We start from the raw sequence: 13141 nt of genomic DNA on the forward strand, positions 1-13141 counted from the left end.
TTTGGTCTGTGTTTGCCCGAAAGCAGTGCTGCTTCCCTTCCTCTTGTTCGGTTTCTCACGATGTTCTGCTGGATTGAAGTAATAGGAATAGAGAATAAGGCGGTACGTGTTGTAAGAATCGGAAAAAAATAAACGCGAGGATGAAAAGATTCTCCGTCTTTTGACCTACTCTTTTCTATCAAAAGAAGGAGCCGTGTGCTAAGAAACTTCACTCGATCGTCTTCCGAACGGAGAGAAATCTCTCTCCTTCTTTCATCGGCTGAGGGGGTCTGGATGTTTAACAGAAAACGACAAAATGCCATATTTTTCACGTGTATCCATGGGAATAGTTTCTTATTCTACACAGAACCTCATTATATCGGAGGTACTGACAACAAACAATGGCGCTTGGGGTTCATTTGCAAGATTGCAAGTATTTAGGAGTATAGTAATGGGGGTTTTATAGAAAAATAGGACTAATATTCTGTTTTTTTCATAAAAAAATCCAGATGCGTCTCTTCTACGCATCCGGATGGTAAAACTCTAGTTATTTTTTAGCCTTCCACACTTTCAGAAGGAAAAGCGGGAGACGGATTTGGCGTTTGATCCGCCACGGTTCGGAAATCAGACGATACAGCCACTCCAGACCGAAGCGCTGGAAAACGGCAGGCGCCCGTTTGATCCGGCCGGACAGCACGTCGAACGAGCCGCCGACGCCTTGGAAGATGCTCACGTCGAGCTTATCCATGTTCTCGACGATCCAGTATTCCTGACGCGGGCTGCCTAGTGCGACGAAAAGGATGTCGGGCTTTGCCGCGTTGATCGTTTCGATGATCTTCTGCTCGTCCTTCTCGTAGCCGTCGATGACACCGGCGACGTTCAGTCCCGGAAATTCTTCGATCAGCTTGTCCTTCGCTTCTTCCGCGATGCCCGGCTTCGCACCGTAGAGAAAGACGGATTTGTCGTTTTCCTGAGCGAGACCGCACAGCGTCATCAGCATGTCGATACCTGTGACGCGCTCTTTGATGCTGCCCTTGTTGAGCTTGGAAGCGATCAGGACTCCTACTCCGTCCGGAATCTGATAAGTCGCTTTATTAAGCAGGTTCTTCAAATCGGCATCTTCCTGGGCTTTCAGAATCTTCTCCGGGTTGATCGCGACGACGAACGACTGCTTCTTGTTTTCGATATCTGCCAACACATTCCGCTTCAAGTCATTATAGGAATGACTGCTTACATCGACACCTAAAAACTGTTCCTTCATGCTCTCACCTTAACTTATCCATTCTTGGAATCGCCCAAACGCTTGGCGACGAATCCAGCAGCTTTCCATGTATCTAAATTGAGGGCGTTCTTCGTATCATAGACGACACGGCTGCCCATCTTATCTTTGATCGTTTCCGGATCGAGCTTCTTGAACTCGTCGTGGTCGGTCAAAATGACGACGATGTCCGCATCTTGGAGCGCCTCGTCCATATCCTGCGTCTGGTTGGATACGACGTTCTCCTTGATATGCGGGTCATAAGACGTGAAGCTGATGCCGCGCTGAACAAGCTCCATGATGACCTTCAAGGACGGGCTCTCCCGCTGGTCGTCGATGTTGGCTTTGAACGATAGTCCGAACAACGCGACTTTCGGGTCGTTGATGAACTGTTCCTTCATCAGCTTCTCGATCTGGTCGGCCGTATAGACAGGCATGTAATCATTCGTATTACGGGACAGCTGGATGATTTCCGAAATCTCCGGCTCGATCTCCGCTAAGAACCAAGGATCGACCGCGATGCAGTGTCCACCGACGCCGGGACCTGGTGTATGGATGTTGACACGCGGGTGGAAGTTCGCAAGCTTGATCGCTTCCCACGCATTGACGCCGATCTTGTCGCTGATGCGGGCAAGCTCGTTCGCGAACGCGATGTTCACGTCACGATACGTGTTCTCGATGACCTTTGCCATCTCCGCTGTCGTCGCATCCGTCAAATGGATCGTCCCTTTGACGAACGACTCGTACAATTCCTTCGTCATTTCGGAAGACTTGTCGTCGATTCCGCCGACGATGCGGTCGTTGTCGACAAGCTCCTGGAACACCTTCCCTGGAATGACGCGCTCCGGAGAGTGGGAGACGAACAATTCTTTACCAAGCTCAAGGCCCGTCTGCTCCAGGACCGGAAGCATGACATCCTCCACCGTACGCGGAGGTACCGTCGATTCAAGGATGACGAGGTTGCCTTCCTTCACGAACGGCACGATCGATTCTGTCGCTTTACGGACGTAATCGAGGTTGGCTGTTTTATCTTCACGGATCGGGGATGGAACAGCGATGACGAATACATCTGCCTCCGTCGGTTCAAGAGAAGCCTTGAACATGCCTGCATCCACAGCCTCTTCCAGGCGCTCCTGCAGCCCGTTCTCTTCGATATGCAGCTGCTTGTTGTTGATCATTTCCACCGCTTTACGGTTGACGTCCACGCCGTGCACCTGATGGCCATGAATGGCGAACATGACAGATGTAGGCAGACCGATATACCCTAAACCGACGACACACAGTGACTTCTTCATACTACTATACTCCCTTTCTTTCTGACACGAACGTTGTGATCAGTGTGGTACCGTTTATTTGCATTCGTTTGTATATAGATGGATGAGTGACAAATTAGTCCTACTCCTTATAGCATTCGACAACATCCGGCGTTTATGACGTTTGTTGTCATCTTTCTTATATAATGGATAAAAAAAAGCAAACTCTTGCCTGTGTTCCTCTTTTCTCCATTGTTCAAACATTTCTAAGAAATAGGATCTCCGATTATCCATTGTAGCTCATTTCCGTAATCGGTTCTATCCTCATCATATAAACACATGCATCAATTATACTTCGAAGCGACCTGTTCCGACAACATCCAGCGGTGATATTTCCACAAACAGACAAATGTCCGCCTCTGAAGCGAACGGTTCATGCGCGGCGGGAGCTTTTTTTGCTATACTGGATGCATGATTTTCTTCATATAGAAAGGAAAGAATCCGAAATGACAGTCAGACGCTATCAACCAGGCGATGAAGCACAAATACAGACCCTGTTTACGAAAACGTTCCATCAGGAGCGCCCGCTCGATGCGTGGGAATGGAAATTCAAACAGAACCCTAAACATAAAGAACCGTTCATCCTCGTCTTCGAGGAGGATGGGAAAATTCTCGGTCACATCAGTCTCTGGCTGATGGATGCCTATATCAAAGGCGAAGTCACTACGGTCGGGATCCGTGTCGATACGATGGTCGACCCCGACGCCCGCGGGAAAGGCGTTTACAAGAAACTGAACGACGCCCTGCTCACCGAGGGGAAGAAAGCCGGCATCGAGTACTTGTACGGTTTTCCTGCACCGAAGGCGAAGGAGCTCTTCCTCCGCTACACCGGCGCGACCCATCTGACCGATATGCCGCGCTGGATGTACGTCCAGAAGCCGCTGCACCTGCTTTCCACCAAGTTCAAACCGCTGAAGGCCGTGAAATCGCTGGACGGCCTCTATACGAAGCTCCGTTCTCCGAAGGGGCAGTTGGACGGCTATGAGAAAAAAGAAATCACCCGCTGTGACGAAGCGTTCGACCGCCTCGCGGAACAGACGAAGCACATGGCGGACGGGCTGGTCGTCCGGGACAGTGCCTACTTGAACTGGCGCTATTTCGACCATCCGACGAAAACGTATAAAATGATTGCTCTATATAAGGAAGGCGAGCTGAAGGGCTATGTCATCACACACCAAAGCGAAGGGTCGTTTACGAACGGTCTCTTGATCGACTGGCTCGGCGTCGATGAACATGTGTGGCCGGTGCTCCTCGATCAGGCGCTGCTGGAGCTGAAGCATGCGGATGTCGTCCAATCCTGGGCGCTGCCTCATACGTTCGCCGCCGGCATCCTGAAAGCGAAGGGCTTCGTCCATAAAGACAGTCCGATGCCGCTCGTAGGAAAAGACCTCCACACGCGGACGGAAGAAATGAACGACCAGACGAAGTGGTACATCACTCCGGGGGATGTCGATTCGTATTAATCGGTTTGTAATCCACCCCCAATAACTTTTGTCACGAAGGTATCATCATAAAAAACCCCCTCGGTTCATTCAAGGGGGTTTCTTATCAATATGGAGAGGACCGGGCTCCGGGAAATGGGACGCTTTCCACGGGGCGGCCGCTGAGCCTCCTCATCGCATTCGCTCTTCCGGGGTCTCACCTATTCCGCTAATCCCGTTGGAGTCTGCCCATTTCCCTCCGCCCTTTGCTGAAATTAGCGTTCCGTAATTAGATACAAACGCTGAGTGGGACTTCTGCGGGTGATTTCTTTCGTTAGAACCCCTCGCGGAAGAACATCTAAAAATGTAGAAGCCAAAAACACCGAATCGAAATCGATTCGGTGTTTTTATACTTCTAATAAAAGGGAGAAAAGTAAGACGGCACTCCCATCACGCCTGACACTCATCAGCTGTTGATCGGAGGGGAAGGAGGAGACTCCTGCGGGAAAAGCGAGACAGGAGAGACCCCGGAAGAGCGGAGCTCTGAGGAGGCTCGCCGACCGCCCGCGGAAAGCGCAGCCTTCCCCGGAGATTAACAGCGTCGCCTGTGAGCCGGAATGAAAATTACTTCTTTGACAAGCAGAAAAAAAGAGCGGGGAAATCCCCGCTCTTTTAACCTTCTTCTTTTCTTTTTTCCTTCTTCCCTCTCGAAAACAGCCCGATGACCGGACGCTTTCCGCCGGATACCACACCCGTCATCTCCGCAAACAGATGAAGCAGGAACAAAATCACGATCGTAATGATCAACGATATGCCGAACGAAGTCAGCGAGAACAAGAGTGCCAGGAAACCGAAAATCGCACTGAACGCATAAATGATCAATACCGTCGTCCGGTGGCTGAAGCCGGCCGCCAGAATCTGATAGTGGATATGCTTGTTATCCGGCATCATGATCTTCTGCTTGTTGATGAGCCTGCGCAGGATCGAGAACAACGTATCGAACACAGGAATCGCAAGCACAATGATCGGAATGATGAAGCTGAACAACGTCACGTTCTTGAACAGACCGACCATCGAGATGACGGCCATCGAATACCCGAGGAACAAGGACCCTGTATCGCCCATATAAATCGACGCCGGGTAGAAGTTATGGAACAGAAAGCCGATGTTCGAACCGATCAGCACGACACAGAGGTAAACAATCGCGACCTGCGGCTCGATGGCAAGTGCCATGACGGCGATACTGATCAGCGATATGGTCGACACGCCGGCAGCGAGGCCGTCGAGGCCGTCGATCAAGTTGATCGCGTTCGTAATCCCGATGATCCAGAAGAACGACAAGAGGATACTGACAGGATCACTGAGCGTCACCATACCGATGAACGGTATACTGAGTACGTCGATCTGCAGTCCCGAGAAAATCAGGATCAGCGCCGCGATCACCTGACCGGCCAGCTTATAGAGCGGGCGGATCTGGAAGCGGTCGTCAAGCAGTCCCGTCAGGACGATGACGAATCCGCCGATACAGATCGGCAGGAGATACGGTACATCAGGTCGCGTGTACAAAAGCCCTGCCGCCGTACCACCGAAGATCGCCAGCCCTCCCATACGGGGAGTGATTTCTTTATGTATTTTTCTCATTTCCGGATAGTCCATCATCTTCCACTTTACAGCAAGCTTCATGACCGGAAAAACCAGCACATAACTGACGGCCATGGACAAAAGAATAGCAATGGTCAAGTCTATATAAATGTTCATACAAATCCTCACTAACTATTTTTAGTCTTTCGTTTTGAGACAACGCTAACATTATATCACAGGTGAAGGCGAGTTTTGTCAAACGTTGTCTCTATTTTTCGTCAATTTCGATAGTTACATCGACTTACACGCGAGGGAGCCTGCTCGAAGGGGTACAGCAAATATGGCGGAAAAACAAGAGGGTAAAATGAAAACAGCGTCCGGATGGACGCTGTTTTCTATCTATTTATCGTTGTTGTAATTCTTCAATCATATGGTCGATGACTTCTCTTGATGATAGCAGCTCAGAGTTCTCTGTCTTCTGAATGATGTTCTGTAACAATTCCTTTAAATTATCCATGCTACCCACCTTTTCAAACATAGCTTTCTACTACGGTTCACTCAAACATTCGGGACAAAACTACTTTTTTTGACGGCAGTCTATGTATCTTGTATAGATTAGACGGCTACATAACCGAAAAAGTTTCATCATTCGCTTCATTTCCCGGGAAATGTGTCCAATTTTTCGACTATTTCTCCTATCATAAGGTATTTGTAAATATTTGAAAAGTGTTTTGTCTATTTTTCTTTATTTTATGTAACTAGAGTCGAAACGTGAAGAAAACAGGTAGACGCCTAACCCCTAGCTGAATATGTTGTTAAACGATCTTGTCAAAGATGAAAGCGAACGTACACCTGGGCACAAACTATTCCAGGTTTATGCCTTCAAGCAGGTAACGAGAGTTTCTGGTGTGAAGACTAAAGAGCAAATGCGATAAAAAGGCTCACCGGCCACCCCGCGGAAAGCGTCCTATTACACGTAGCCCGCTCTCTCATTAAAAAAATGCATCTTGAAAAAATACATAAAAACAGGCAGAAGCCCGGGAAGGCTTCTGCCTGTTTCAGGAATGGGAGGTCCATGTCCGCTGCATCGTCTGCAGGGCGTAGGATTGATAAGCGAAACGGTGGATATGCTTCTGGATCGTCCCCGGCCCTTCCCGGTGATAGGTAAACAGGATGACAGCCGGGTGAAGCAGGGAATCATAGAAGAAAATCGGATTGAAGCTTCTTTCCCAACGGCCCATCTTCCACTGACCGAGCAGGTCCAGCTCCCGAACAAAGGCATCATCCATGATGGTATAGGCATTGACACCCGTCGGATGGTCGCTGTAGTCGAGCAGATGATGGAAGCAGACCGCCGCCTGCACATAGGAAAGGGGCGATTCATCCCCGGTTACGGCTTCCATCATCCGGTTTACAGGGAGCGTTTCTGTCTCTGATTGAGCAAAAACACTCCCTTTGGAACAGAGGAGCTGCCACCCCGGCTTCAGTAAAAGCTGGGAGTACTGATCGATGATCGGATCCAATACAAGAATATCCGGGCTGCCTGGACGACGGATCGGCAAATACATGGTTGCGATATTCCTTCGCGCCGCTTCTCTTGTGAAGATTGTCCTGTTTCTCACCATGTCACCACCTGTCAGATTAATCGGCGTTTCGAAGCTGAGTTACTCCTTCTCCTCCAGCTGCAGTTCTTTCGCATATTTATGTGTCAAAAGCTCCTCCAGCGAGACGTCGAGCGTCTTCGCCAACTTCCCCATGATGATCAAGGACGGGTTCTTCTGCACACCTCGTTCAATGTTGCTGATATAAGACTTGGACACCCCTGATTTCTTGGCAAACTCGTTGACGGACAACTCTTTGCTCACTCTAAGGACACGGATTTTCTCACCAATGGAAGTCACTTTTCCAACCTCACTTTCATCAACCAGCGAACAGCCGGCCGGTCATAGAATCAAGATGTTCGTTATTAAGAATATTATAATACGAAACCTACCGGAAATAAAAGAATAAATTTCATTATTAAGAACATAAAGTGCAGGAATTTCTCGCTTTTTCGCAGATTTTCTTCTTCTATTATTCTTTTTTGAGAACATTCGCATAAAAAAACAGCCGGGAGGCGCACCTCCCGGCTGTTTAATCTTCATAGGTCTGGTATTTCTTCCGGAATTCCTTCGGCCCGATACCTTCGACACCCTTGAACACCCGTGTGAAATAGCTTTGGCTGTTGTAGCCGAGCAGGGTGCTGATTTCAAGCAGCGAGTAGTTCGTTATCGAGAGCAGTTCCTTCGCCTCTTCGATCCGCTGCTGATTGATGAAGTGAGTGATGGCGACCCCGACTTCCCGTGCGAAAATGCCGGAAAGGTAGTTCGGGTTCACGTTCATCGCATCGGCGATTTTTTTCAAGGTCAAGTGCCTGCCGAGGTTCTCAAATATGTACCGTTTCGTCCGCTCGACAAGTGGAGAGGACCGGAGCATTTCATTCGTCCCGCCGATCCGTTCCAGAAAGGACCGTAAGACATTCTGCTCGAGCTCTTCCACTTCCCCGAGCGTCTCTCTCGTCTCCAAATAATTCAAATAGAAGTCGTTTAATGACATGATCTCATCCGGCTGCGAACCTGCTTCGATGGACCAGTTTCCGAGCTCGGTAATCAGCCGGATCAACTGGTTCTTCGCCGAACGGATCTCGTCCCTGTCCGAATGGGTAGGCTGAAGCAGTTTCTTATAATTTGCATAAGCAGCCACCGCCTCAGGCGATCCTGACAGGAACAGCTGCTGGAACTTCTCTTTCGCAGCGACCGCTTCCGAATAGGCAGGAACCGTCCGTGAATAATCATTCAACTGGCGGCGCATCTGCGTCTGCTCATTAAAGGAAGAAGACAGTTCCGGCCGGGGCAGAATCTGCACAAGCAGATGCTCGATCGCTTTGATCCTGCTTTCGCTGAGGACGGACAGCTGATCGAAGTAGTGCAGAAGGGTTTCTTCCACATCCGGCGCAAGCCCGCGGCCGGCGACCCGCGCCTTCACCTTCTTCTTTCCTATCTGATTAGACAAAAAAGGACCGATACCAAGTACAACTTCTATATCGGTCCTTTTGATCGTATAGAGAAAATAACTCTGCATGAACTCATCCGAATACATACGGAGACGGAAGGGGTGTTTCTTGCTTTCCTTAACGTACTGCACATTGGAATCACGCACGAACTGCGGCGGGCGCATCAGGTGATCCGGGTAATGATAAATCATCTTCGGCTGATCATTGACCATGAACACCGGCATCTGGAAAGCGAGTGAGCAATCCTTCAACAGATGAATCCATTCATGATTACTCATCCGGTCCTCTCCCCCCCACCATCCTACTTTCTATCTATTATACTAGAACACTTTGGAAAAAAATACACCTCCCGGTTTGGAGAGGTGTATTCCTTCTATATGGTTTTTCGTGATCTTATATGCTCTTGTTGTAAGTAATTCTTGACGTCTTCCACACTTAAACCTTGTGCCTTGGCTTCTCTCATCAGGGACACCCATTCCTCATCCAGCACGTGCATATCAGGTTTTGTATTCATTGTTCGGCAACCTCCCTGGTTTGGTTTCGCTGCGGCCCCGGGTCGTTTATGTATGATCCCTCGGTGCCTTAATTTCCTATACCTGTAAATCTAGTCTTATTATAATGGATGAATGCGTTAAATATTTTAACTAAATTCACTATTTTTTAACTATTTTCAGTTAGTTTCCTTTATTTTTTAAAAAAATGATGAGACTTTCATCCTTCTACATTTTTCATCATGAAAACGTTCACTATGCGACAAGGACAAGTATTCTCAGGGAATAAAAAAGCAGGCATGAGCGATCATACCCGCTTGGTTCATGTGTACAACGCATTCCATTTCTCTGTCAGAAGATGAAACGCGTCTTCATCTTGTTCGTCGATCGCCCTGTCAATGAGGCGCCGAAGATTATTTTTTTCTAATTCACGGATGAGTTCTTTCACTTCTCTTGATGATTGCTGGCTGATTTCGATCCCCTCTTCGTAATACGGCGACACAATCGTGTGAAGGTGTGTAATGAATTCCGGAAGCTGAAGCAAGTCGGTCACGGAGACGTAGACCATCTTCTTGCCTCGTTGGAAGACGAAGATATCGAAGACGTTGTGTACTCGCTTTTTGTTTCGGTCGATGATGATTTCTCTGGATTCCATCGGGATGAATTGGTATAGTTCGTTATCGATGAATAAGGAAAAGTACTGGTAGGCGAGAACGACACGGATAAAGCGTTTGTCTTCCTTAACATAGTATGGTTTTAACATTTTTATGTTCAACACGTTGCCCACCCCTTCGTTATTAAATCTGAATTTTCAGTATTTTATTCTATTATCGCTTATTTGTCAACAAATTAAAAGCCCTTTTAATCCTATTCGTATGCAGGTTTTTGCCGCTTGGTGACTGTGTTCGGGACACTTGCCGGAGGCCTCTTTTCACATATAGGAAGACGGAAAGCCCCTCAAGCTATCCTCTACTTCCCGCAGAAGCCCCGACTTCTCCCCGTCCTTGGCCCACGCAGGTTCTCATCACAAATTGGTTAGAGAAGTACGGAACCTATGTACTATGCCCATTAGGCTTAAAAAGTCCCCTTACGGCAAAGGGCGGAGGGAGTTGGGCAGACTCCTATGGGATTAGCGGAACAGGTGAGACCCCGGAAGAGCAACGCGATGAGGAGGCTCACCGGCCGCCCCATGGAAAGCGTCCCAACTCCCGGAGCCCGGTCTCTATACAAAGGATCATCACCTGTTTCCATCACACCTTTCCCCATACAAAAAACCCCTTTCCACTAAGGAAAGGGGTCGGTTGTATTTAGATAAGCGCGTGGAGGCGTTCGTTGACAGTTGCTTTGACTGCTTCAAGCAGTGCTTCGCTGTCGGCTTTCGCTCCGGACTTCACGCCGTAGTAGAATTTGATTTTCGGTTCGGTTCCGGACGGGCGGAGACAGAACCAGCAGTCGTCCTCCAGAATGAACTTCACGACGTTCGATGCCGGCAGGTCGATGTGTTCTTCGCTGCCGCTTTCGACGTCGCGGCGGATGGACGTGCTGTAGTCTTCGACAGCCACGACTTTCTTGCCGCCCGCTTCCTTAATATCCGCTTCGCGGAAGTCGTTCATGATCGTCTGGATCGTGTCCGCACCTGCTTTTCCTTCAAGCTTCATGGACTGAAGCCCTTCCAGGAAGAAGCCGTGCTTCTCGTACAGATCGTTCAACGCATCCAGAAGCGTCTTGCCCTGGTTCTTATAGTAGGCGCCGACTTCAGCGATCAAGACAGCCGACTGGACGGCATCTTTGTCGCGGGCGAAGTCTTTGACAAGGTAGCCGTAGCTCTCTTCATAACCGAAGAGGAAGGTGTGTTCCTTCGTCTGCTCGTACTCGCGGATCTTCTCACCGATGAATTTAAAGCCTGTCAGTGTATCAAGAGAGCTGATGCCGTAAGAATCGGCGATGACACGGCCGAATTCGGAGGTCACGATCGTCTTGATCATGCGGCCGTTCTTCGGAATTTCCGCCGACTGGCCGAGGATGTAATCGAGCATGAGGGCACCGGTCTGGTTCCCGGTCAGCACCTGGTATTCCCCGTTCTCATCCGGTACGGCGACGCCGAGACGGTCGGCATCCGGGTCTGTCGCAAGCAGGAGATCCGCACCGATCGCTTTGCCCTGTTCGATGGCGATTTCGAACGCCTGATGCTCTTCCGGGTTCGGAGAAGCGACGGTGGAGAATTCCGGATCCGGTTTGGCCTGTTCTTCCACGATATGGACGGATGTGAAACCACTCTGCGCCAATCCTTTTTCCACAAGGTGGCGGGCCGTTCCGTGCAGCGGTGTGAAGACGAGTGACAGATCCTTATCGATCTCTTTCTGGACGGTGACGGATTCCAACGCTTTCAAGTAGGCTTGATCGACCTCTTCATCGATCCAGCGCAGAAGGCCGTTCTCTTCCAATTCCTTCTGATCGGCTGCGTCGACTTCCAGTTCGTTCTCGACTTTGTTGACGAAATCGATCATAATCTCCGCCTGTTCCGGTGGCAGCTGGCCGCCGTCTTCGTTGTAGGCTTTGAAGCCGTTGTATTCCGGCGGGTTATGGCTTGCCGTCACGACGACGCCTGCTGCTGCGCCGAGATGACGGACAGCGAACGACAATTCCGGTGTCGGTCGTAAGGAAGTGAATACGTAGGATGGAATGCCGTGTGCTCCGAGGACGCGCGCCGTTTCGACCGCGAACTCTTTGGACATGTAGCGGGAGTCGTATGCGATGGCGACGCCTTTCTTCGACATGCCTTGATCGTTGACGTAAGCAGCAAGGCCTTCTGCCGCTTTACGGACGGTATAGATGTTCATGCGGTTCGTTCCCGGTCCGAGCTTTCCGCGCATGCCTCCCGTTCCGAATTCCAAGTCTTTGTAGAATGCATCCTCCAGGGACTGTTCATCTTCTGACAATTCTCCAAGCTTCGTTGAAAGCTCGGCATCCAGTCCTTTGAATTCTTTCCATCGTTCGTACTGCTCTTTCCACATACGCGACACTCCTCTGGTTTGTTATTTATTTGAGTTGGAAACGATCAAGGAAGCGTTTCCTTTTAAATCGAATGTCTTGACGGTCGCCGGGATGATCAGGTGGTCGCCTTTCTTGAATGGATACGAGCGGCCCTCCACGATCACTTCCCCTGTCCCGTCGATGACACTCAATAGTACATAAGGTTCCGGGGTGAGTCCTTTACATTCGCCTTCCAGGTCCCAGCGATAGACGGAGAAATACTTCTCTTCGACGAGTCTCTCTTTCCGCAGATCCTCCTGGTAGAACTGCGTGCGCTCGATTTCAGGGTCGACATGCGGAACCGTCGTCACTTCGATCGACTTATCGAGGTGCAGCTCGCGCTTGTTGCCGTCCTGCCCGACACGATCATAGTCGTAGACGCGGTACGTGATGTCCGAGCTCTGCTGGGTTTCCAAGATCTGAATCCCCGCTCCGATCGCGTGGATCGTCCCGCTCGGTACGTAAAAGAAGTCTCCGGGCTTCACTTCAATGGTTCGTAATAAGTCCCCCCATTCTCCATTCGCCACCATTGCTTCAAATTCCTGTTTATTCGAGGCATGATGTCCGAAAATAATTTCCGAGCCTTCCTCACAGTCGAGCACATACCAGCACTCGGTCTTGCCGTAGTTCTCCCCTTCCACTTCACGTGCATATGTATCGTCCGGATGCACCTGGACGGAGAGGTCCTTCTTCGAATCCAGAATCTTCACGAGCAGCGGGAATTCTTCGCCTTCTTCTCCGGCGAACAGCTCACGATGGCTGTCCCACGCTTCCCGAAGCGTCTTTCCTTCCAGAGGTCCGTTCTTGATCGTATTCGGCCCGTTCTTATGCCCGGAAATACACCACGCTTCTCCGGTATAGTCGGACGGGATCTTATAATGGAAGATTTCTTCAAGCTTCGTTCCACCCCAGAGCCGTTCCTTGAACGCCGGCTCTAAATAAATCGGTTCGTTGTACATTCGCTGCACCTCTTTCCAGTTTTTTAACACTATTGTACCATAGCGGCCGATCCA

The 13141-nt window shown here is 49.7% G+C and carries 11 protein-coding genes; 1 reads left to right on the forward strand and 10 read right to left on the reverse strand.

The annotated features are described in order from the left end of the window. Positions 1 to 526: 526 nt before the first annotated feature. Both M662_RS16790 and M662_RS16795 read right to left on the reverse strand, forming a co-directional pair. A complete protein-coding gene (locus M662_RS16790) occupies positions 527 to 1240 on the reverse strand; it encodes a WecB/TagA/CpsF family glycosyltransferase (RefSeq protein ID WP_026577921.1) in 714 nt (237 codons plus the stop codon). Positions 1241 to 1254: 14 nt separating this feature from the next. Further along, complete coding sequence (locus tag M662_RS16795) at positions 1255 to 2532, reverse strand: nucleotide sugar dehydrogenase (protein ID WP_026577920.1); 1278 nt, start codon at positions 2530 to 2532, stop codon at positions 1255 to 1257. Between the two features lie 464 nt (positions 2533 to 2996). Here M662_RS16795 and M662_RS16800 point away from each other — a divergent pair, with 464 nt between their 5' ends. After that, complete coding sequence (locus tag M662_RS16800; RefSeq protein WP_236096525.1) at positions 2997 to 4013, forward strand: GNAT family N-acetyltransferase; 1017 nt, start codon at positions 2997 to 2999, stop codon at positions 4011 to 4013. Between the two features lie 630 nt (positions 4014 to 4643). On the opposite strand, the gene M662_RS16805 is transcribed toward M662_RS16800, so the two are convergent. The 8 genes from M662_RS16805 to manA form a co-directional block, all read right to left on the reverse strand. Continuing rightward, a complete protein-coding gene (locus M662_RS16805) occupies positions 4644 to 5729 on the reverse strand; it encodes a glycosyltransferase family 4 protein (RefSeq protein WP_008640240.1) in 1086 nt (361 codons plus the stop codon). A gap of 881 nt (positions 5730 to 6610) precedes the next feature. After that, positions 6611 to 7177, reverse strand: coding sequence for a hypothetical protein (locus tag M662_RS16810; protein WP_162129317.1), 567 nt, complete (start codon positions 7175 to 7177; stop codon positions 6611 to 6613). 39 nt (positions 7178 to 7216) lie between these two features. After that, positions 7217 to 7453: a helix-turn-helix domain-containing protein gene (locus M662_RS16815; protein WP_008639979.1), complete on the reverse strand. Its 237-nt coding sequence runs from the start codon at positions 7451 to 7453 to the stop codon at positions 7217 to 7219. Positions 7454 to 7685: 232 nt separating this feature from the next. After that, on the reverse strand, positions 7686 to 8882 hold the full coding sequence (locus tag M662_RS16820) for a helix-turn-helix domain-containing protein (RefSeq protein WP_026577917.1): 1197 nt from the start codon (positions 8880 to 8882) through the stop codon (positions 7686 to 7688). 95 nt (positions 8883 to 8977) lie between these two features. Then, positions 8978 to 9118: an anti-repressor SinI family protein gene (locus M662_RS16825; protein WP_008639976.1), complete on the reverse strand. Its 141-nt coding sequence runs from the start codon at positions 9116 to 9118 to the stop codon at positions 8978 to 8980. Positions 9119 to 9417: 299 nt separating this feature from the next. Further along, positions 9418 to 9873 carry an IDEAL domain-containing protein gene (locus M662_RS16830; RefSeq protein ID WP_008639974.1) on the reverse strand — a complete coding sequence of 152 codons (456 nt, stop codon included), beginning with the start codon at positions 9871 to 9873 and terminating at the stop codon, positions 9418 to 9420. A 529-nt stretch (positions 9874 to 10402) separates the two neighbouring features. Further along, positions 10403 to 12109, reverse strand: a complete 1707-nt coding sequence (locus tag M662_RS16835; protein WP_026577916.1) for a phospho-sugar mutase — start codon at positions 12107 to 12109, stop codon at positions 10403 to 10405. 21 nt (positions 12110 to 12130) lie between these two features. Then, entirely contained in the window at positions 12131 to 13087 is a 957-nt protein-coding gene (gene manA / locus M662_RS16840; protein ID WP_008632910.1) for a mannose-6-phosphate isomerase, class I, read from the reverse strand. Between the last annotated feature and the right edge of the window lie 54 nt (positions 13088 to 13141).

Source organism: Bacillus sp. SB49, assembly GCF_000469135.2.
Lineage (GTDB): Bacteria > Bacillota > Bacilli > Bacillales > Halobacillaceae > Halobacillus.